This is a genomic window from Nostoc sp. DedQUE08 (assembly GCF_034530895.1).
Lineage (GTDB): Bacteria > Cyanobacteriota > Cyanobacteriia > Cyanobacteriales > Nostocaceae > Nostoc.
This window is the reverse complement of record NZ_JAVRCD010000023.1, coordinates 66,671-89,308: the sequence shown is the minus strand read 5'-3', so window position 1 is coordinate 89,308 and position 22,638 is coordinate 66,671. Positions and strand designations below refer to the sequence as shown.

The window sequence follows — 22,638 nt, the reverse complement described above, 5'->3', positions numbered from 1 at the left end:
TTAAAAAACTTGAGTCATCGACTTAGTACCCATTCTGACAGCCAAATTGTACTTCATCTTGATGAAAAGTTTAGCATCGAATGTTTGCAACATTTGCGGGGTGAATTCGCATTTATCTTGTGGCATGAAGCGAGGCAGGTTTTATTTAACGTGAGTTCGATGAACCTCTCCCGGACAACCTCCCTCTCCCACGGGGAAAGGGAGGAGCAACGAGAAATTAGGGTTTTGGCTCCCCTCTCCGTGTCGGAGAGGGGTTGGGGGAGAGGTCAAAAAAGGGCTTGTCGAACTCACGTTATTTACTGCCTGCGATCGCTTCAGTATTAAGCCACTTTTCTATACAACGGTCGGTAACACGCTTTATTTGTCGTCAGAAGTCAAAGCGCTATTTGGCGCAGACGTTTAGCTTGTCAAAAGTATTACTTATTATCTAAATTTTTGACCGTCTGATTAACCGCGAAAAATAGTACTATTTGGTTACTAGAACCTCATCAAATGCAGTATTTACAGATACTTCGCTCCAAGCATCTAATTCTCCTTTCATAAACTCTAATGCACGATCGATAATCTCTACTGCATCTGCTCCCAAGGCTAATCTCTGTGGTGGATTATCACTATCAACCACTTGAATCATTGCTAAAGCAGCTTTTTTGGGATCGCCTGGTTGTTTACCATGATCGTCTAACATCTCTTGACGACTGTTATTAACCAATTCCTTATAGTCATCTATTTGACTATCATTGGCAACAAAAGAACGTTTAATAAAATCTGTTTTAAAACTGCCAGGTTCAACTGCTGTAACTTTTATACCAAACGGTGCAACTTCGTAAGCTAATGAACCGGAAATACCTTCTAGTGCCAGTTTACTACTGCCGTAAAATCCACCAGTTGGTTCTGCCATAAAGCAAGCTGTTGATGAAATATTCAGGATATGCCCACTACGTTGCTTTCGCATATAAGGTAGTACTGCTCGAAGCGTTTCTAAAACACCAAAGAAGTTGGTTTCAAATTGATAGCGAACTTCCTCATCACTAATTTCTTCAACTACCCCTCCAATTTTATATCCAGCATTATTAACAAGTACATCAATGCGTCCAAACTCGGCAATTGCCTGTTTCACTGCTTCCTGTACCTCTTCGGGTTTCGTGACATCAAGTTGCAGCGCTAATGTCCGATCCGGAAAGCTTGCTGCTAAATCTTCTATCTGTTGTGGATTCCGTGCCGTTAGCACCACAATCTCACCTCGCTCAAGCACTGTTTCTGCTAATGCTCGACCTAAGCCACTTGAGGTTCCAGTGATAAACCATACTCGTGTCTCTTGAACTGAGGATACTACCATAGAATTCTCCATTTATAACAAGCGTTACTAAGCTAAAAGAAATTGAATTGCAGCATAAAAATGCATATCTCTTGTGGAGTGGACATACAAAATCCACCCAGATGCACAATTGAAACGCACATTTGCTTACTGGATGTTGCCAGATGTTTCCTGCATCTTCTTGCGGAGACTAAGTGGTCTCATATCAGTCCAGACTTCTTTGATGTAATCCAGACATTCTTGCTTCAAACCTTTTTTTCCAACATCTTTCCAACCAACAGCGTTTTCGCGATCGGATGCCCAAATGGAATACTGTTCTTCATGATTCACTACCACTTTGTAAATTGTTGTGTCTTCTTTTTCGTCTTGATACATAATTAACCTCGTGACATTTAATTAAATATGCTTTGTAATTTGGTACTAATTTCGGGTATTAGTCTTAATAAGATTTACGCTTAAATTTCCCGCTCATACTAGTAATATATCTCAGTCTTATTTGCTCTTAAAAACAACTCATTATACATATTTTTCTGTAGACTATTCTCTCTTTTATGATTCCTGTATTTTACGATTTGCTTGCTTCAAGTTGAAGTGAACTTAAAGATTTAAATTCCAAAATTGTTAATATTAATACAATTAACATAAATAAAACATCTGCCAAAAGCATTCCATAATATATGCCTCTTACCCCTGATATTTTTGAAAAGAATAATATCATGGGTATTGTTAAAATTATACTTTTTAACAAAATTACTACTAATACAGTTTTGCCTTTGCCTATAGATAGAAAAAGAGTATTGCTAAAATGTGCTAAAGGCCATATAGGTATTGATATTGTGAGAATTATAAAATTTAACAGGTCATCTTTTGTAAAATTAATTCCCGGTAGAATTATACCCAAAAATTTACTTGGGATTAATTGTAAAGGCAACCAAATTAATATTGACAAAAGAGTTCCAATAATTGCAAAAGTTAAATATGCTTTTTTTATCCTGCCATAATTTTGTGCGCCATAATTCATGCCAATTATAGGTTGTAATGCTTGGGCAAAACCAATGATGGGAATAAAGACAAATAAAGATACATTTGCTGTTGCTCCAAAGAAAGCAATATCACTATTTGTTCCGTAGTAAGAAATTAAATTAAAAATCACCAAATCTTGAATCAACAATGTCAATGGATAAAATAATTCTGATATCCCTATGAAGAATATTGCACGTAGTAAATCTCTAGCGATCGCAAATTTTTTAAAATTAACTGGAATAGAACTTTTACCAGATATAAAATAACCTAAATTGACAACGCTATAAACAATCATCGCTATAAATGTTGCAAAAGCAATACCTTGAGTTCCCCAATTAAATACACTAATAAATATATAATTTAAGGAAATGTTAACGATAACAAACAGCCAGTCAAATATTGTGGTTAACCTAATTTTTCCCTCTGATTTTATAACACGGCTACAAGCTTCTCCTACTATCAGAAATAATGAGCCTAGTATATAAATTTTAAAATATTTTGTGCCTTCTAAAGCAACTTCACCGCTTCCTCCTATTAATACAATTAATTCTTTACCAAAGCTGTAACCAAAAATTGTGATAAAAAATGATATTGCAACACTCATCACAATTAGATTACTAAATATTTTGGACTGAGTTTTGATATCTCCAGCACCTATAGCTCGACTAAGAACAGAAGCAGAACCTACCCCAACTAACAGAGCAAATCCATTGATAATACTTGTAAATGGTAGTGCAAGTGAAATACCCGCCAAAGCAGTTTCACCAATGAATCGTCCTGCAAATAAAGCATCAATAAAAGTGTTTAAACTAAGCATCAATATCCCCAAAGTACTGGGAATTGATAACTTAAACATCAACTGAACAAGATTACCTTGAAGAATTTCATTTGTAATTTGGGATTGTTTTTGTAAAGTCATTTTTTAGTTTTTGGATGATTTCTGTTTACTCAACCTTAACCAAACGGCTAACGCGATATTGTCTCACTGCTTCTAACTCCATCTCTTTTGCTGAGTTAAATGCACTCATGACCTCACCACAGACTTCTACTCTGGCTTCATAGGCACCTGATGTACTACCATCTGGAACTACAAAATCAATACGAACTTCTGCCCAGTCAGCATTCTGTCCTTCAGCTACTTCTTCCATCGCCAGAACTTTACCTGCTTTCAAGTAATCTAACCAGTTCCAACCAGACTGCATCCAAATTTCGCGTTCAACACTTTGCTCAAATTCGCTCAAACCAGTCCATCCTCGGTAGTATTGACGCAAACCAGAAACTGAACCGTTTCGCTGCACCAATAAATCCAATACATCTGGCTGTAAGTGCCCCCATAAGCAGCCTTGGGGTAAATCAACTAAGGTAGGAGCAAACTGATGACCACCAAAGTGAGTTGTTTGCCAAACTCTTAACTTTCCATTAGAAGTAGGAGCATATTCTTTACGTAATCGTCGATAGATAGGAGTCCCAAATCTGCCACAAGCAAGGTCAACTTGAGCATGGGTGCAAACCATGAGTTCACGAATGTGACTTGTTTGTTGTATATATTGCTGAAATTCTGATAAATTATTGGGTTGTTGCATTAACTGCTTGAATATTGCTGTCACCAAAGCAGCCGCTTTGCTTTCTGGAACAACAAATTCCTGTTTCTCAAACTGAGAAAAAAGCTTTGCAGGACGGTAGTAGTAAAACACGCGGGTAAAGCCAGGATGAGAATACTCGCCATCAGGAGCAATTAGCATTGGTTTCAACTTGATTCCATGCTTAAAAATTAACTCTTCAAATAAACTCACCAATGGCTTAATAGTTGGATTTTCTTGAAATATTTCTTGCGGCCAAGGTTGTGGAACTTCCATAATCAACCAATGCTCACAAGTACCTGCTGTCCCAATTGGATCTTCTCCATTAGCTTGAGAAACCAAAGAGCAAAAACGACAGTCACTTGTAAGAAGTTGGTGAGTATGTTTTGACATATTTCCTATCTCTGTTCTAGTTATTATTCAAAAAGAATAAAATAATGATAAATTGCTAATCCAATCCCATTCCTTTTTGCATATCCTTATAAAAATTGTCATAAAAATATTGATGCGGCACCAATCTTTTATATAAGGCATATAGCCTAAGTTCCCATGATGATTGGGTGACAAAATATTGTCTTTTAGGTTTCCTAGCTTCCAAAGCCTCCAAAATCGTATTTGTCACTTTTTCAGGTGGTAAACCTGTGCTGCGATTGTCCTCTACTGCTCCTTGCATATATATTTTGTAATTCTTGCCATATATAGCTTTAGCTTCAGGTGACATATTAGCTAATATTTCCTGGTAACTAGCTTCTACTTTGTCAGCCTGTTCTGGAGTTACGATTCCCCCTGGTAAGATGGAAATAACCTCAATTCCACTAGAAGATAATTCCATTCTTAAAGAATCTGTAATTGCCTCGATCGCAAATTTTGAAGCAGATAAAAGACTTCTATAAGGTAGAGCTAATCTGCCACAAATTCCACTAATATAGATAATTCGACCTTTGGCTTGTCGGATCTTTGGTAAAAATGCTTGTGTAACTGCAATTTGTCCGACAACATTTACTTCAAAATTCCATCTAATGTCATCTATGGGAATACATTCTAGTGGCCCATCTACAGCTACAACGGCGTTATTAATTAATGCAAATAAACCATCATCGCCAACCGCCAGTGAGACAAATTCCGCAGCAGATTTAATTTCTTCCGCTTTGCTTATGTCCATAATAATGGGTGTTAAATTACCAGATGCAGCCTGTTTTAGTGAATGTGCATCTTTCTCTGTACGGACTCCTGCAAAAATGCGATACCCTTGCTTGGCCAATGAAAGCGCAGTTACTCGGCCTAAACCTGTGGATGTTCCTGTGATAACAACTGTGCCTTTATTACTCTGATTCATATCTATTTACTCCAAAACAAAATGTATTTTTATACTTGAAAAGGTTATATTTAGAAATATGACCTATATCAACTGAATAGAAAACTAAATTCAAGGGCTAAACCAAGTCAGAAATCAGTGAGTGTGACTTTCCTTGATACTGACGCCGATTACGCATGACCATTCTTACTCCACTTGCAGGAGAACAAATCAAACCTGCAAATTTAGGACGTTCTGGGCGCTGATCGATCAACTCTAATTGATAGCGTGAAAGAATAGTTGCTAATATAAGTTTCATTTCAAATAGGGCAAAAGTCCCACCAATACACACACGAGAACCGCCACCAAATGGCAGAAATTCATAAGGAGAAAATTGTTTTTCTAAAAAGCGCTCTGGCTGAAATTCTTTTGGTTTAGGATATAAATCATCACGCTGATGGGTCGAATAAATATTGCCAAGAAGTATTGTACCGGGATGCAGTTTGTAGCCCATTAACTCAATTGGAGATTCTACCAACCTGGGAAATGTAAACAATTGGGTTGGGTAAATTCGTAAAACTTCGTTACAAACAGCACTTAAATAAGGGAGTGTAACAATGCTCATGGGGTCTGGATTCTGACCAAGACTATCAAGTTCTTCGAGTAGTTTCTCTCGAACATTTGTTAAGCGATGAATCCAGTATAAAGCCCAACTAATGGCAGTTCCCGAAGCATCACCAGCTGCAAATATAGGCGATAATAAAAGGTCACGCACCTCTTCATCGCTTAAAGTTTCACCTGTTTCATCACAAGCAAATATCAAATCGCCAAGTATATCAGTGCGTGAAATATCTGCTTGCTGGCGACGTTCTTTAACCTCAGTAGATAACAATTGAAAAAGTTCTTGCCGGAGGTGAAGGAGATATCCCTGAGGACTCCATTTACCTAAATCTTTTTCTTGGAAAATATTACTAATAATCTTAACTATAAGAGATTGTCTATCGAGTTTAAGCAAAGATGCAAATAAATGCTTAATTTTGTTGTAGCGCTCTCCTTCATACAAACCGATTACCCGCTCTATACCAACTTGAAAAGTAATATCTTCAATGATTGGGTATGCAATAAAAGCTTTTCCAACCACTTGTTTACTCATCATCTTTTCCGTGAGTTCGCAGATACCTCGGCCACACGCTTGCATCCGCGCTCCATGAAAAGCTTGCATTAGGAGCTTACGCCGATTTTTATGAACTAAACCATCAAGTTGCAGAACTCCTTGATTTCCGGTTATGAAGGCGAAATCTTGGTTTAATACACCGCTAGCTGTAATTTCCTTAGTATTTGTAAAAATCTCTTTTATCCCTGAAGGATTGCTGATGTAAACAATTGGTGTAGAGCCAGACATTATAGTAACGATATCACCATAACGTTGGGAAATAGCATCCAAATAACCAAAGGGATTAATCTCAAATTGCAGACCTAGCAACCATAAGGGGATTTTCGGCCCTGGGGGTAGTTTCATCAGTCTTTTTTACTCCCATTATTTATGACATTACACGCAGCACGATCGATATAATTTCTCAGATGTTTAGCTAATTTCTGAATATGAGGCTCAACGAAAATCGAAAAATGATCGCCAGGAACTTCAATGACTTGAATAGGTAGACTAGAATATTTACCCCAACCTAATAATGGGTCATCAGTATTCCATTCTGGATTATCAAAGTCATGAATAATCTCTTCGTTAGCTCGAAATAGAGTTATGGGATGAGGATAAAGTCGTGGGACATAATCTCGCATAGCTTGAACATCAGCTTTAAAAAGTTTGTAATAGCTGATGAAATCTTTAATTTCTGTATCACTAAAGATGAAGTTTGCTTTTTTATTAATCAAATTAAGTTGCTCATTTAGTGGCAAAACTCTAAGTTCCTCAAAAGGAATCGAAAAATCTATATTATTATCAGTTTTTATGGATTCAGCCATCCGAAGTAAAAATTTTGCATCGTCATCTTTTGTAGATTCAATGCGTGTTTCTAAAAGAATGGCATCGATAATAACTAGCAAATCTACTGCTTCACCCTGTCTTTGCAATTGCTGCGCCATTTCAAAAGCAAGTACACCACCGTAACAATGACCCCCTAAAAGATAAGGGCCATTTGGCTGTACTTTACGAATTTCTTGGAGGTATTTATTTGCTGTTTCTTCTAGTGAGAGAATTTCAGGTTTTTCTTGATTAGGGGTATGTTCCAAGGCATAAAATGGATAGTCTTCACCAAGCCTTCTGGACAAATTAAAATAGTTATTAATACCTCCACCTGCGCCATGCATACAAAAGAAAGGTGTCTTGGAACCAGAAGAGTTAATTACTACAAGAGGAGAATTAGAAATTTCGTGCGATCGCTGACTGACAATAAGAGCTAGTTTCTCAATTGTGGGATTTTCAAAAAGAGTAGATAAGGTAAGATTATGCCCAAATTTATCTTGAATTTGAGCCATTAAGCGTACAGCTAAAAATGAATGACCACCCAATTCAAAGAAATTATCTGTCACTCCAATGAGGTTAGTCTTTAGTAAATTTTCCCACAATTTTACTAATGACAACTCTGTAAAATTCCGAGGGGGGATGAAGGACTTTGTAATATTTGGTCGGATAAATTCATTTGTGGAAAGAGAACGCTTGTCTACTTTGCCATTAGGTGTAAGTGGAAAAGTATTTAATACCATAAAGCTGGATGGGAGCATATAATTAGGCAATTTTTGTTGCAAGTAAGGCAACAGTTGTGCAGCTATATCCTGATTTTGGGTGACGACATAAGCAATCAAAATTTGACTTTCTTGAGTATCGTTGCTAAGAATGACAACCGATTCTTTTACATCTGGATGTTCTGTAATAGCTGTAGAAATTTCGCCTAATTCGACTCGAAAACCTCTGATTTTTACTTGTTCATCGTGGCGACCCCAATATTCAATATTGCCATCATTGAGATAACGCGCTAAGTCACCAGTTTTATAAAGTTTATTTCCTAGAACAAAGGGGTTATCGATAAATCTTTCAGCCGTTAATTCCAGGCGATGTAAGTATCCCTTCGCTAATCCGTCGCCACCAATATAAAGTTCGCCAACAACTCCTACAGGGGTTAGTTGTAAATTGCGATCCAATACATAGACTTGAGTATTATCAATAGGACGACCGATAGGTACACTGTTTGCTTGGTCTGATAATAAACTGGTGTCGTAGTAAGTGGCGTTTGCAGAAACTTCCGATGAACCGTAAAGGTTGATTAGTCTTGCAAATGGTATTAATTCTCGGAAACTTTTAGCTAAGTTAACAGATAATGCTTCTCCACTAGTTATCCAGAGTTTTAATTGTGATAATTTATTGGTTAGATGATGGTAATTATCTAGAAGTAAACGCAGGAGTGAGGGTACAAGTATAATACGGGTAACTTTGTGATGCGCTAAAGCTTCTATAAATAACTGTGGATCTAGTAGAGTTGCATTATTAATAATTACTATGGGAATCCCCTGAAGTAAAGGAGCAAAAATTTCCCAAACAGAATCTACAAAACTAATAGCTGTTTTCTGACAACAAACTTCTTCTGGATTGAAAGGATAAGTTTTCCATAGCCAGTGTAAGCCATTTACTGTCCCACGATGATTGCCAAGAACGCCTTTAGGGGTTCCAGTTGAGCCAGAAGTATAGATAATATAAGCAAGATTATCAGATGAGGAGATGTTAATGGGATTTTCTTGACTTTCTCGAGCAATTTCGTCTTTTTGAATATCTAGATAAACGATTTTAGGCGAAGATAATGATAGTTTTTCGACAATTTTCTGATGGGTAATTAATATTGATGCTTGAGAATCAGAGAGCATAAAATTTAGACGCTCAACTGGATAACTCGAATCGAGGGGAATATATGCACCGCCAGCTTTAAGGATTGCTAAAATTCCTGTCACCATGTCTATAGAACGTTCTAGGCATATAGCAACAAATGTTTCTTTTGTTACACCCTGTTTTTGTAAATAATATGCAAGCTGATTAACTGTATGGTTAAGTTGACGATAGGTAATTTTTTCTGACTGGCTAATTAATGCCACAGAGTCAGGTGTTAGTTCAACTTGCTGCTCAAATAATTGATGGAGACATACATCTTGATAGTCTGCACGAGTTTGATTAAATTTTAATAATAATTGTTCTTGTTCATCAGTACTTAATAGTGATAATTCACAAATGCGTTCCTCTGGATTAGCGAGTATATTTTCTAATAAAGTCTGGAAGTGATTAATAAATCGGGTAATTCTTGTTGAATCAAAAATATCTGTATTGTATTCTAAACACCCTGTTAAGCCTTCTCGCGATTCAGATATCGATAAGAAAATATCTAGTTGAGCAGTACCACTCTCAAACTCTAAAGCACGTAAGGTTAATCCAGATACTTCCTGTACAGATGTTGGAGTATTTTGCAGCACAAACATGACTTCATAAAGTGGATTTCGGCTTAAGTCTCGTTCGGGTTGCAATTCTTCTACAAGCATCTCAAAAGGCAAATCTTGATGTGCATAAGCATCGAGAGTCACCTCACGGACTCGACGGAGAAGTTCGCAAAAACTGGGATTACCACTGAGGTCATTACGCAATACTAAAGTATTAACAAACAGACCTAACATACCTTCTAATTCGGCTCGATTGCGGTTGGCAATTGGAGAACCAATCACAATATCTTCTTGGTCTGTGTAGCGGTATAATAATACATTAAATGCTGCCAGCAAACTCATAAATAAAGTGGCATCTTCTCGCTGGCTTAATTGCCTAAGTGCATCAGTCAGTTCTGCTGAGAATGTAAAGTATTGTTTGGCACCAGCAAAAGTTGTGACGCTAGGTCGCGGACGGTCTGTGGGTAATTGTAGTACAGGCAGATCACCGCTTAGTTGCTGCTTCCAATAATTTAATTTGGTCGTGAGGAATTCACCTTGGGTGCGATCGCGTTGCCAAATTGCAAAGTCCGCATACTGAATCGGGAGTTCAGGTAAAGCAGAAAGCTGATTTGTAGACAAAGCTGCATACAGCGTTGACAACTCCCGCAGGAACACGCCACAAGACCATCCATCTGTAATGATGTGGTGCATGGTTACAAGCAAAACGTATTCTTCTTCACTCAAGCTTAGTAAAGTTGCTCTGATTAAAAGTCCTTTCGCTAAATTAAAAGGTTTTGTTACTTCCTCGGCTATAAGTTTCTTTATTTCCCCTTCCCAATCTTTACCAAATAAATGCTCAAGATTAATAATAGGTAAATCCCAAGTTAACTTTGGTGCAATTTCCTGTACTGGCTCTCCATTGACAAGTGTAAAATTTGTGCGCCAAATTTCGTGACGCTTGAGAATTTCATTCAGACTTTGCTGAAGCGCTGTAATATTTAGTTGTCCTTTTATATGGAAAGCAATGGGAATATTATAGAAAGAGCTACCGTGGTAAAGTTGGTCAATAAACCATAGTCTTTGTTGAGAGAAAGATAAAGGAATATTTTTAGATATTTGACGTTTGGGAATAGTATCAGCTTGAAATTTTCCTCCCTTCCACTTTTCTAGAAGGGCTTTTTTGGCAGGTGATAAATTAGAGTGATGTTTATCCATTGCTAATATGCCATCAAAAGTTACTAATTACTATACGTGTTTTTAACTTATATAAAGTAGAAATATCGCTTAATATAATTTTTCCTCCGAAAAGTTTCTATTTAGATTAACTATAAACTCTATGGAGAAGCGGCAATTATTAAGCGACAAGTCTAATAATTTGCAAAGTTTGCAATTGGATTATTAAGTTAAAGATGTCTTCTGGCAAACAAAGCAAGCTATGTCTTCACTTTCCCCAAAATCTTTGCTATTGTAATAATTAAATTCTGTAAATCCTGCATCTTTTAAAGCTGATTGAACTTCTTCTAGAAAGTGATCTTTCCTTAGCCAAACGGTGTCTGAACGCTTCCAGGTTTCTTCTATTAATTCAAATCCTGTAACTTTGATTTCCCATGTCCTTTCTTCAGGTTTGTAATAGAATAACTCTATTAATGAGCATTCGTCATTGACGTAGACAATATTAAAATTATTTTTTTGAGCAGCTTCATGTAGCCAATCTGTTATTGGTATGTTGAACACAAAAATACTACCATCTTTAAGTGCAGCATATACGTTTTTAAATACCATTTTTAATTCTTCATTGTTTTGGATAAAATGAAAAACATCATTTGCCAAAACTGTATCGAAGATGGGTGGTAATTCAAAATTACGTATATCGCCAAGGATAAATTCACTTTCAGGCGCGTTTTTTCTAGCGTAGTTTAGTAGCCCTTCAGAAGCATCGATTCCAGTAACTTTATATCCTTTAATGTTAAGCTGCTGTGCTAAATAGCCAGAACCACAACCCAGTTCAAGAATATGCGCTCCCGCAGGAAGTTGTGATAAAAATATTTGCTCTAAAGCAGGTATTATACCTGCTACCAAATCTTCAGGCGTATTCTTGAATTCATTCTGTAAACGAGCGATGGGTTCATAGTTAGGAAGAGTATTGAGTAGAGACATAGACTGTTTTTCCTGTTTTTCAATGAAGGTTTTTAAGCAATTAATGAGGCGCTATTTGTTGAATAAAATCGGATTTTTATGTGTTAGCCAAAAAAGTTTCTACTTCTTCTTCAGATAATTCTTCTATTTTTTCTAACAGAAGTTGCTCAATCATTTCTGCCTGTTTGGTTGGGATCATGGCTTGCAACAAAAGGTCACGCAGTGGTAAATCTATAGGAAATTTCGCTCTCAATCGAGAAATTAATTGAGTTGCAATCAGAGAGTCTCCTCCTAACTCATAAAAGTTGTCGTAAATACCAACTTCTGCAATTCCAAGTACCTGTTGCCATATTTCCGTAATTTGTGTTTCTAACTGGTTTGTCGGAGCAACATAGGAATTACTAAGTTGAGGTCTGGAATAGCATGATGATGAATCTAATTGATTAGAAGATTTTGAATTTGTATGGTGGTTAAATGCATAATTATGTCTGGCGTTTAAATCTACCGTAGAAACAATAATTTGAGTTCCTCGATCTAGAGAAAGTATTCGTTTAAATACTTCTATAGTTTCTGCTGGAGTAATGCCTAATTTTAAACCAAATGCTTGCTCTGGTTTTTTTTGCTCTTGGGCGACATTTAGCTGTAACTTATCCCAATTTATTATGTACCAAGATAAAGAATTATTGTGGTTGTGCCGATTAACAAAGCTATCTATAAAATGATTGGCGGCTGAATATAATCCTAAACCAAATCCCCCTAAAATTGAAGCTAGAGAAGAAGAAATGATACAAAAATCTAATTTTATATTTTGTAAAATTTGTTCTAATACAGCAATTTTACGATATTGAAATTTAAATGTTTTTTCTAATTCTATTTTACCAATTTCTGGCAATGAACCAAACATTTTTTCCCGATTTATTCCAGTTGAATAAATAACTCCATTAATTTGTCCAATATTACGATCTGAAAACTTTTGATGCATTTGCTCATAATTAGTAGTATCTGCACGCATTACCAAAATTTCTGCATCTAATTTCTCTAATAATAGTAATTGTTGAATTTTATAACTTACTTCATCTTCTTGAGGCTGAGTTACAAGCCATTGTGAAAAATCATCCTTTTCGGGAAAATCTAAATTTTCGATAAATATGATTTTTGCTTGTAGAGTTTTGGCTAAATATTCAGCAAGTACAATTTCAATAGTTTCTAAGCCACCAGGAAACAAATAAACACCGTGTTTTCTTAATGGTATTTTTTCTTCACCTACTGACTCTAAGCGAATTGGCTCAAATGTTTGTACCCAACGGTAGCAACCATGATAAGCAACAACTAAGTCTGAAGATGCAGATGTTAACTCGCTTAAAAGTTTGTCAATAATATTACTTTCACAATCCGCTTGTTCTTTGTGTACATCTAAGTGATTAGTTATAGCAATATCAATACTGCGGCAGGTTATATTAGGATACTCTTGAGAAATTACCTGACATAAACCTAATATTGTTGATTTTTCTGGAGCTATAATTTCATTTCCATTGACTTCTTGAACATGATTAGATACAACCCAAAGTTGCAATGTTTCGTCAGTTTTTACTTTTCTTAAGCTCTGCGATAAAAACAATAAGCTATTGAATTCTAAATAACTTTTTATTTGAGATTTTTCAAATTCACTTATGCTCCATAAATAAACTATGTTATGCGGATATTTGCCGAATAACATTAATTCTTTAAATAAAATATTATAGTCTTCGCTTACACACGGATTAATTGTATAAACACCTTCAGTCTTTTTACTAAAAATTTCTCCCTGTTTAACTACAATTATATTTTTATTTTGACTCTTTAATACATTAATTAGATTTTCACCCACTCCAAAATCATCAATAAAAAACAACCATTGCTCTTGGAAAGCTTCTGTATGAGCAGAAGATGAATGAGTGACGAAAGAGCGTTTCCATGACGGAGTATAAAACCAATTTGCAATATCTTGTTTCTGTTCTAATGTTGCCGAGTTACTCTTTACAGAAGGTGATGCAAATTTGGTATCAATCCAATACCTTTGTCGCTCAAAAGGATAGGTAGGAAGAGGTAAACGATGACGCTGTTCGTGGGTATAAAATCCAGACCAATCTATATTTACACCAAAAAGCCACAACCGACCTAATGTTTGCAACAAAAATCCTACATCCGATTGTTGCTCTTTAAGATGAGGTAAGGAAGTTAGGATGTATTGTTTAGCATTTTTCTCTAAATGCTGTGTGCTAAATGTGCTTAAAGTTCGTCCTGGCCCCACCTCTAGAAAAACACCTGCAAACTGATCTAAAAGTTGAGATATGCCATCAGAAAATCTTACAGTTTGTCTTAAATGTTGGCTCCAATAAGCGGGATTTGTGGCTTGTGCATCTGTGATCCAAGTACCAGTTACGTTAGAAATAAAGCCGATGTGTGGTGGATTCAGTTGAACTGTTTTCAGCAACTGCACAAACTCTTCTAATATTGGTGACATCATTTGCGAATGGAACGCATGAGATGTATGTAATAAACGACAGTCAACCCCTTGAAGTGATAATTGATTTTGTAGAGTTGCGATCGCTTCCTTCGTTCCAGAAACCACGCATGAAGTTTTGGTATTAATCGCTGCTATTTCTAGAGAATTTTTATACAAAGGCTGTGCATCCAACAGCGATCGCACCTCTTGTTCTGGTAGTGGAATTGCCAGCATACTTCCTGGAGGTAACTGTTGCATCAGTTGTCCCCTTTTTGCCACAATTACTAAGGCATCTTCAAGAGAAAATACACCTGCGATCGCAGCTGCAACATATTCCCCAATACTATGACCAATCATCGCTTCTGGTAGCATTCCCCAAGACATCCATAACTGAGCCAGGGCGTACTCAATTACAAATAACGCTGGTTGGGTGAAAGCTGTTTGTTGTAACTTTTGGCTAGCCGCTTCAATGTCTTCTGGCTCTGGAAACAATAGATCGCGGATATCAAAACCAAGATGGGGTTGCAAAATTTCGGCACAAGTATCTATATGTCTGCGATATGTCGGTTCGACTTCGTATAATTCCCGACTCATGTTTGCATATTGCGATCCTTGTCCTGAAAACATGAAAATTACTGGCTGTTCTCTATGCTCCTGACATACAGTAAAAATTCGTTCTTGCTCTTGTGTTTCTAAAACGCTGACAGCATCTTCAACACTCTGACACACTAATATTCGGCGATAGTTAAAAGCTCTACGACCCACTTTTAAAGTATAGGCAACATTAGCTAAATTTATATCTGGGTGTTGTTTTAAACACGCAACCAAATTAGTAGTTGCAGTTTCTAAGGCTGTAATAGTTTTGGCTGAGATTAACAACAACTGCCAAGGTTTAGAGTCATCAAAATATTCAACTTTAGGGGCTTCTTCTAAAATCACATGGGCATTAGTCCCACCAAAACCCAAGGAACTAATTCCTGCTCTTCGGGGAGTATTGTTAGTTTTCCATTCGCTAAGTTTAGTATTAACGTAGAAGGGACTGTTGACAAAATCAATCTCAGGATTGGGAACTTCAAAATTGAGGCTAGGAGGGATTTTTTTATATTTTAAGGCTTGTACCGTTTTGATTAGACTTGCTATACCAGCAGCTATATCTAAATGTCCGATATTTGGTTTTACTGAACCGATAGCACAGAAGCCATTTCTTTGGGTAAAAGCACGAAAAGCCTTAGTGAGTGCAGCAATTTCCACTGGATCTCCAGCAGCTGTTCCAGTTCCATGAGTTTCTATATAGGAAATATCTTCAGCATCTATTCCAGCATTTGCCAGAGCTTCTACAATAACTTCAGCCTGACCATTTACACTAGGTGCTGTATAGCTAACTTTCAAAGAACCGTCATTGTTAATTGCTGAACCTTTGATAACTGCATGAATATAATCTTTATCTGCGATCGCATCTTTTAATCTTTTTAAAACGACTATTCCCAGTCCACTGCCAAAAACAGTACCCTGTGCTTTAGCATCGAAGGCTCGACAATGACCATCAGGAGATAGAATTCCATCCTCTTCATACAAATAACCTGACTTTTGTGGAACTATAATCGTCACTCCGCCTGCTAAAGCGATATCACACTCTTCATCAAGTAAACTTTTACAAGCTAAGTGTAAAGCAACTAATGAAGTAGAGCAGTAAGTTTGAATTCCTATGCTTGGGCCTTTTAAATTTAATTTATATGATACATTTGTGGTCAAAAAATCTTTATTAAAAGTATAGTTATTGGAAATCTCTCTAGAATTAACATTTTTATATATATTGTTAAAAAAGTAAGTGTTTGTGCTAACACCAGCATAAACTCCAATCAAACCATTATATGTTTCTGGATCGTATCCAGCGTTTTCCAAAGCTTCCCAAGCACATTCTATAAAGAGGCGATGTTGAGGGTCAATTAGTTCGGCTTCTCTAGGGGTGTAACCAAAGAACCTCGCATCAAAATACTCAATATCTTCTAATATAGGTGCTGCTTTTACATAATTTGGGTCGTGTAAAATTTCTTCTTCCAGATTTGAATCTACTAAATCTTCATTCGAGAAAAAAGAAATAGACTCAACTTTATTTTGGATATTATACCAAAACTCATCGATATTGTTTGCACCAGGGAAACGACCAGACATCCCCACTATTGCTATATCTAGATTTGCTATTTCTTCTTGTTCTATTTCTATACTCATGATTTGATTAACCAGATAAATTAACTTGGTATTTTAGTTTGTTTGCATTTTCATCTGTCTTCTTCTTTGTCCTCGATTTAGCCTTTGTTCAAAAGCATTTTGCTGAGAGTCTTCAGGAGTAAAAATCTTCGTCATCGAGCCTATATTTGGGCATTCATAAAGTTTGGCAATAGAAAGATTTGAATTAAATGCCTTATTTACGATTGTCATAAGTTGAATACCTATGAGAGAATCACCACCAAGTTCAAAAAAGTTATCATAAATTCCTATCCGTTCAATACCAATAACTTCTTGCCAAATTTCAACTAGCTTTTGTTCATTTTTATTTCGGGGAGCAATATAATCGTTACTTAGTTCAGGTCTAGGATATTTTAATTTGGAAGAGTTGACAGCTTCTAAAAGTTCTATGGTCTGTATTTGATTGTAAGAATTATACTGTTTGAGTACATTTAATAAGTCAGATGTAGATATTACAACTTGAGGCATTGGATTTTCCAAAATGCGGAGAAACACATCTACACCTTCATTGGATAATATACCTTGTTTAAGATTTTCTTTTCGCAATTCTTGGAGGCGCTGGGGTAATTCTGTGTTCACTGCCATCCCAACTTCTTGCCAACTATCCCAGTTAATGCTAGTAGTAAATCTACCCTGCTTTGCAGCATTACAGTGAGCAAAGGCATCAAGAAAGGCATTGGCTGCACAATAGTCTACCTGTCCAAATTCCGCTACAATTGAGCTATTTGATGATACTAGAATAAAGAAATCTAACTCAGTATCTTTGACAATTGCATCAATAACTATTGTCCCCTTTACCTTTGGAGCCAAAACACTTTCTGCTTCTTCTAGAGTTTTTCGCTGAATTACACCGCCTCCAGGAACTCCAGCAGAGTGAATAACACCATTTAGTTGACCAAATTGTTGTTGAGCTTGAGCGATCGCACTTTGCATTTGTTCTATATTGCTGACATCAGCAGCGATGGCTAAAACTTCTGCACCCAAGCCTTCAAGTTCTTGAACTTTGCGAATCTTACAGCTAGTGCTATCAGCCTCATCGTGAGTGGATAGCCATTGAGACCACTCATCTTTTTTGGGTAAAGCAGAACGTCCTACTAACAGTAGTTTTGCTTGGACAGTCCGAGCTAAATATTCTGCCAAAACAAGTCCGATACCTCCAAGTCCACCTGTAATTAAATAGACTCCTCTTTCTCGTAGTCGAGGGGTTTCAATTTTAGCTTTATCAAAATGCACTGGCTCAAAACTCTGCACCCATCGATTCAAACCTCGATAAGCTATTAACTTTTCCGAATTATCAACCGTCAGCTCTGCCAGTAATTTTTCTATAAGTTTTTCTTCTTGCCAACTGTCGTTAGGAGGAAGAATAACATCAATACTACGACAGTTTATATTTGCATATTCTTGAGGAATAACTTTAATTGGCCCGATTAAAGTGGCTTTCTCTGGACAAAGCACTTCAGTTGCCGTCACAGACTGTAGATTGTTAGAAATAACTGTGATTTGAAAACGATCGCTAGTTTCTTGTCTTCCCAAAGCTTGGGCAATAAATAATAAACTATAAAATCCTTTGATTTGGGCTGATTCTAGTTCGGGAATTTCTAATTCATGCTCGCTGATATTTGTAACACTCCATAAATGAACTATCCTTTGTGGCAACTTGTTTTTTCTGAGCAATTCTTGGAATAAAATATCGTAATCCTGATTATTTTCTGGGTTGATAGTATATCCATCACCTAGTATGATAAATTGATCGCCGATTTTTACAGTAATGACATCTTGGTTTTGTTTTTCTAGTTGTTTTACCAACTTGATACCCAAGCCACACTCATCGAGAAATACCAAAGTGCAAGATTTTTTAGTTACTAATTTTTGGCTATCAAGTTCGACAGGAGGTAAAGAAGGTTTCCAAAAAGGAAGATAAAACCAGTCGGCTATATCAGCTTTTTTAGTTAGTGATACTATATGAGCATCATCTTTGCCTTGCTTTTTCGCTTCAATCCAGTATCTTTGCCGTTCAAAGGGATAGGTAGGTAAAGGTAGACGATGACGCTGTTCTTGGGTATAAAATTCCGACCAATCTATATCGACACCAAAAAGCCATAACTGCCCTAATGTCTGCAACAAAAAGCTTACATCTGATTGTTGCTCTTTGACATGGGGTAAAGAAGTTAGCACATATTGTTTAGCATTGATATTTAAATGTTGTTTGGTTAATGTGCTTAAATTTTGCCCTGGCCCCACCTCTACAAAAACGCCTTCAAACTGCCCTAATAGTTGAGAAATACTATCGGCAAATTTTACGGTTTTTTGTAAATGTTGGCTCCAATAGTTAGGATTTGTGGCTTGTGCATCTGTAATCCAACTACCAGTCTCATTGGAAATAAAGCGAATACTTGGTGGATTGAGTTGAATTTCTGTGAGCGATCGCAGTTGTCCCTTGTTTGCTACAATCAATAGCGCATCTTCAAGAGAAAATACACCTGCGATCGCAGCGGCAACATATTCCCCAATATCGGCACCAATCATCGCTTCTGGTAGCACACCCCAAGACATCCATAACTGAGCCAGGGCGTACTCAATTACAAATAACGCTGCTTGGGTAAGCGCTGTTTGTTGTAGTTGTTGGTTAGCCGCTTCAATTGTTTCTGGCTCTGGAAAGAGTAGGTGACGGATATCCAGACCGAGGTGAGGTTGCAAAATTTCGGCGCAAGTATCTATATGTCTGCGAAATGTTGCTTCAACTTCGTATAATTCCCGACCTATGTTTGCATATTCTGACCCTTGTCCTGAAAACATGAAAATCACAGGGCAACGACTTGGTTCCCAGTGGTAACTAAAAACACGTTCTGCTTCTTCATTTTTAAGTAATCTAACTGCATCATTTAAATTTTGGCAAACTACCAGCCGCCGACGATCGAAAGCTCGACGGCCTACTTGTAAGGTGTAAGCTACATCTGGCAGGTTGATATTAGGATGTTGCTGGAGGTAAGCCACTAAATTTGCAGTCGCACTTTCTAAAGCTGTGCTAGTTTTGGCTGAGAGTAACAGCAATTGCCAAGGTCGAGAAGTACTGGATGTTTCAATTACTGGAGCTTCTTCCAAGATTACATGGGCATTAGTTCCGCCAACTCCAAAAGAACTAACACCTGCTCTGCGAGGTAAACTATTAGTTTTCCATTCTGATAATTTGGTGTTGACGTAGAAAGGACTATTGGCAAAGTCTATCTCTGGGTTGGGTTTTTCAAAATGTAAAGTAGGAGGTATTTGTTTATGTTTTAATGCAAGTACCGTTTTAATTAAACCTGTTACACCGGCTGCTGTATCCAGATGCCCAATATTGCTTTTTACTGAACCAATAGCGCAAAAACATTTTTTATTTGTACTAGCACGAAAAGCTTGTGTGAGAGCCTTGATTTCAATCGGATCTCCTAAAGGAGTTGCAGTTCCATGAGCTTCGATATAAGAAATAGTATCGGGTTCAACACCAGATAAGGCAAGCGCTTCTAAAATTACTTCTCTTTGACCATTAACACTAGGTGCTGTATAACCAACCTTTAAAGAACCGTCATTATTGATAGCTGAACCTTTAATTACAGCATGAATAAAGTCTCCATCAGCAACAGCATCAGCTAACCGTTTCAATACCACAATTCCTAAACCATCGCCAAACACTGTTCCTTTGGCGTTAATATCAAAAGTTCGGCAGTGTCCATCAGGGGAACAAAGAACCCCCTCTTGATACTGATAACCAGATTTTTGGGGTAGCTTTGCTATAGAAACACCACCAGCCAAAACTATATCACTTTCACCATTTAGCAAACTTTGACAAGCTAAATGTACAGCGATTAATGATGTAGAGCAGTTATTCTGAACATTAATACTTGGCCCAGTCAGATTTAACTTGTAAGAAGTTTGCGTACTTAAATTATCTTTTTCATTACCAATAAAAATATTTAAAGCATCTACCGACTGCATTAAATCTTGGTTGGAATATAAATTTGTAAATAAATAATTACTATTAGTTACACCAGCATAGACCCCAATTTTACCGTTGTATGATTCAGAATCATAGCCCGCAGATTCTAAAGCTTCCCAGGCAGATTCTAAAAAGATTCGATGTTGTGGGTCTGTGATTTCAGCTTCTCTAGGAGTAAATCCAAAAAATGCAGCATCAAATAACTCGATATTTTCTATTATGCTGCTTGCTTTTACATAATTGGGATCGTTGAGCAAAGCCGGATCTATACCCGCAGCTAGCAGTTCTTCATTTGTAAAATGAGAAATTGATTCTACTCCATCTCGTAAATTATTCCAAAAAATATCAACATTTTTTGCACCTGGGAAACGACCATTTATACCAATGATGGCTATTTCATCGTTATCATCAAAATTATTAAATTCATCAGAGTTGTTCATGGAAAATACCTAATTAAACTTATTAACAGCAACTACGCTAGGCTCTGAGTGGCTTCTAAGGAATCTGATATCGATAAATCTAAAGCAATCTGAATTTGGTCATTTAGTACTGCATCTATATCCTCTTTAGTCGTGAGCGGATTAGCGATTACCGCCCGAAGCGCAGTCACAGAAATTTCTTTTTCTAAACAGTTAATTCTTTTTGTTGTCCGCGAGATAAAAGTACGACCGGCTTGACGTTGAGTTTTTTGCAGGCGCTCATTGAATATATTGATTTGTTGATTATCAGTGTCTGTTAATTGCTTTTTAACTGCAAGTTCTCTGAAAGGTTCTGGGATGTAACGGTAAAGAAGGAGATTTATATCCGGTTGAGATAGTAACTCAAATTCGGGTATGGCAGTAATTTGATCCGCCATATATTGTGCCTTCTCAATACCTGCATCAATTAAAAATTCATAACCTTTAAGTCCGATCAGATGTAACCCAGCATGTAAAAATAATGCCATACCCGCTCGAGAACCTTCTAAAGCGCGTTTACCCAAATCGAATGAACCCTTACGCATGGTGTAGCTAGCATTTTTTTCAATCGATAAAGCTAAGTGTGGTTCGCGCATAAATACCATACCAATACCCATAGGTAAATACAGTTGTTTATGTCCATCAATTGTTACCGAATCAGCGCGTTCAATACCAATAAGCTTTTGTCGATGTTGTTCGGAAAAAATGAGTGGGCCACCCCAAGCTGCATCTACATGAAAATGAACATTTGCAGCTTGGGCAATATCTGCTATGTCTAAAAGCGAATCTATGTTTCCAGAATCCGTAGTACCAGCAACGCCCACGATCGCAATAATATGCAAGTTTTTAGTCTGACAATCTGCAACAGCCTGACGTAAGGCTGGTAAATCTACTTGATTATCACCATTAGTCGGAATTTTTATTAAACCATGCGTACCTATGCCTAATAAATCTGCGGCTTTATCAAAAGAATAATGCATCAATTCAGAGCCAATGATTACCGCTCCTTGATAACCATAGTAATCTAAAGCTACTGTTAATCCTTCTTTTTCTACACCTGCAAAACTATTTTTTGCACCTAAAGATTTATTGCGAGCGCACCAAAGTGCGATGATATTTGCTGCCGTACCTCCAGAAACCAATATGCCTAAAGTGCTTTGGCTATTTTGGATATGTTCGTTATAAAATTCATCAGAAAAGTTATAAATCAATCTATGCATCATTGCCAAAGCCTGACGTTCATAAGGGCTAAAAGCTTTGGCTGTTTCTATTTTGACAACATTTTGGTTCATAGCTGTCATCAGTTTTGCGATCGGTCGCACAAAACAGGGAAGAGCAGAGGTCATATGACCTATAAACCGTGGTGAAGATGTATGTATTGAATGATTAATAACGTTATTTGCTAAATAATCAAGGTAGCTATCAAAATTACCAGGATTAATCGGAACTTGACTATCAGAAAACGTTTCTACTAATGTATTGAAATCAATAGTTGAATTAGTGCTAATTGCGCTTAAAAAATCATCAACTAAAACGTCAGTTTGAACACCCATTTTAGCTTCTATAGATGATATTAAATTATTAGACGGTGCAAATAATTGCATCACTCCCTTAGCAACTTCATACTGTGGTGTTAGCTCATTTTCAAGAAATAAATTTTGCTGAGTTTTTTGTCTCTGCTGACTTAATGCCATTTTCTACTCCAGAA

At 36.9% G+C, this 22,638-nt stretch carries 12 protein-coding genes and 1 pseudogene; 2 read left to right on the top strand and 11 right to left on the bottom strand.

Annotated elements, in window-relative coordinates; all coding sequences use genetic code 11:
• The first annotated feature begins 9 nt into the window (after positions 1–9).
• Together RMY64_RS17190 and RMY64_RS17185 are read left to right on the top strand one after the other, a co-directional pair.
• On the top strand, positions 10–324 hold the full coding sequence (locus tag RMY64_RS17190) for a hypothetical protein (protein WP_322700683.1): 315 nt from the start codon (positions 10–12) through the stop codon (positions 322–324).
• Positions 302–403 (top strand): annotated as a pseudogene (locus RMY64_RS17185) (hypothetical protein); the annotation flags it as partial. The gene RMY64_RS17190 and the pseudogene RMY64_RS17185, both read left to right, overlap by 23 nt.
• A gap of 63 nt (positions 404–466) precedes the next feature.
• Here RMY64_RS17185 and RMY64_RS17180 read toward each other — a convergent pair.
• From RMY64_RS17180 to panP, 11 genes are all read right to left on the bottom strand, one after another.
• Positions 467–1,336 carry an oxidoreductase gene (locus RMY64_RS17180; protein WP_322671040.1) on the bottom strand — a complete coding sequence of 290 codons (870 nt, stop codon included), beginning with the start codon at positions 1,334–1,336 and terminating at the stop codon, positions 467–469.
• 126 nt (positions 1,337–1,462) lie between these two features.
• Positions 1,463–1,690 (bottom strand): MbtH family protein, encoded by a 228-nt coding sequence (locus RMY64_RS17175; RefSeq protein ID WP_322671039.1) that lies wholly within the window; start codon positions 1,688–1,690, stop codon positions 1,463–1,465.
• 190 nt (positions 1,691–1,880) lie between these two features.
• Positions 1,881–3,257, bottom strand: a complete 1,377-nt coding sequence (locus RMY64_RS17170) for an MATE family efflux transporter (protein ID WP_322700682.1) — start codon at positions 3,255–3,257, stop codon at positions 1,881–1,883.
• Positions 3,258–3,282: 25 nt separating this feature from the next.
• The gene (locus RMY64_RS17165; protein ID WP_322700681.1) at positions 3,283–4,311 is read right to left on the bottom strand and encodes a sucrase ferredoxin; all 1,029 of its coding nucleotides are present in this window, start codon (positions 4,309–4,311) and stop codon (positions 3,283–3,285) included.
• A 55-nt stretch (positions 4,312–4,366) separates the two neighbouring features.
• Positions 4,367–5,254, bottom strand: a complete 888-nt coding sequence (locus RMY64_RS17160) for an SDR family NAD(P)-dependent oxidoreductase (RefSeq protein WP_322671036.1) — start codon at positions 5,252–5,254, stop codon at positions 4,367–4,369.
• A 97-nt stretch (positions 5,255–5,351) separates the two neighbouring features.
• The gene (locus tag RMY64_RS17155) at positions 5,352–6,731 is read right to left on the bottom strand and encodes a cytochrome P450 (RefSeq protein ID WP_322700680.1); all 1,380 of its coding nucleotides are present in this window, start codon (positions 6,729–6,731) and stop codon (positions 5,352–5,354) included.
• Positions 6,731–10,843, bottom strand: coding sequence for an amino acid adenylation domain-containing protein (locus RMY64_RS17150; RefSeq protein ID WP_322700679.1), 4,113 nt, complete (start codon positions 10,841–10,843; stop codon positions 6,731–6,733). Before RMY64_RS17150 ends, RMY64_RS17155 begins: the two co-directional genes overlap by 1 nt.
• A 183-nt stretch (positions 10,844–11,026) precedes the next feature.
• Positions 11,027–11,785: a class I SAM-dependent methyltransferase gene (locus tag RMY64_RS17145; RefSeq protein WP_322671033.1), complete on the bottom strand. Its 759-nt coding sequence runs from the start codon at positions 11,783–11,785 to the stop codon at positions 11,027–11,029.
• Positions 11,786–11,861: 76 nt separating this feature from the next.
• Positions 11,862–16,478 (bottom strand): polyketide synthase, encoded by a 4,617-nt coding sequence (locus tag RMY64_RS17140; protein ID WP_322700678.1) that lies wholly within the window; start codon positions 16,476–16,478, stop codon positions 11,862–11,864.
• Positions 16,479–16,511: 33 nt separating this feature from the next.
• Positions 16,512–20,912 (bottom strand): type I polyketide synthase, encoded by a 4,401-nt coding sequence (locus RMY64_RS17135; RefSeq protein ID WP_322700677.1) that lies wholly within the window; start codon positions 20,910–20,912, stop codon positions 16,512–16,514.
• 32 nt (positions 20,913–20,944) lie between these two features.
• Complete coding sequence (gene panP, locus RMY64_RS17130; protein ID WP_322700676.1) at positions 20,945–22,624, bottom strand: pyridoxal-dependent aspartate 1-decarboxylase PanP; 1,680 nt, start codon at positions 22,622–22,624, stop codon at positions 20,945–20,947.
• Between the last annotated feature and the right edge of the window lie 14 nt (positions 22,625–22,638).

Coding starts and splice junctions, on each gene's coding strand:
- RMY64_RS17180 (WP_322671040.1), bottom strand. CDS start 1,336: ATGGTAGTATCCTCAGTTCAAGAGACACGAGTATGGTTTATCACTGGA.
- RMY64_RS17175 (WP_322671039.1), bottom strand. CDS start 1,690: ATGTATCAAGACGAAAAAGAAGACACAACAATTTACAAAGTGGTAGTG.
- RMY64_RS17170 (WP_322700682.1), bottom strand. CDS start 3,257: ATGACTTTACAAAAACAATCCCAAATTACAAATGAAATTCTTCAAGGT.
- RMY64_RS17165 (WP_322700681.1), bottom strand. CDS start 4,311: ATGTCAAAACATACTCACCAACTTCTTACAAGTGACTGTCGTTTTTGC.
- RMY64_RS17160 (WP_322671036.1), bottom strand. CDS start 5,254: ATGAATCAGAGTAATAAAGGCACAGTTGTTATCACAGGAACATCCACA.
- RMY64_RS17155 (WP_322700680.1), bottom strand. CDS start 6,731: ATGAAACTACCCCCAGGGCCGAAAATCCCCTTATGGTTGCTAGGTCTG.
- RMY64_RS17150 (WP_322700679.1), bottom strand. CDS start 10,843: ATGGATAAACATCACTCTAATTTATCACCTGCCAAAAAAGCCCTTCTA.
- RMY64_RS17145 (WP_322671033.1), bottom strand. CDS start 11,785: ATGTCTCTACTCAATACTCTTCCTAACTATGAACCCATCGCTCGTTTA.
- RMY64_RS17140 (WP_322700678.1), bottom strand. CDS start 16,478: ATGAGTATAGAAATAGAACAAGAAGAAATAGCAAATCTAGATATAGCA.
- RMY64_RS17135 (WP_322700677.1), bottom strand. CDS start 20,912: ATGAACAACTCTGATGAATTTAATAATTTTGATGATAACGATGAAATA.
- panP (WP_322700676.1), bottom strand. CDS start 22,624: ATGGCATTAAGTCAGCAGAGACAAAAAACTCAGCAAAATTTATTTCTT.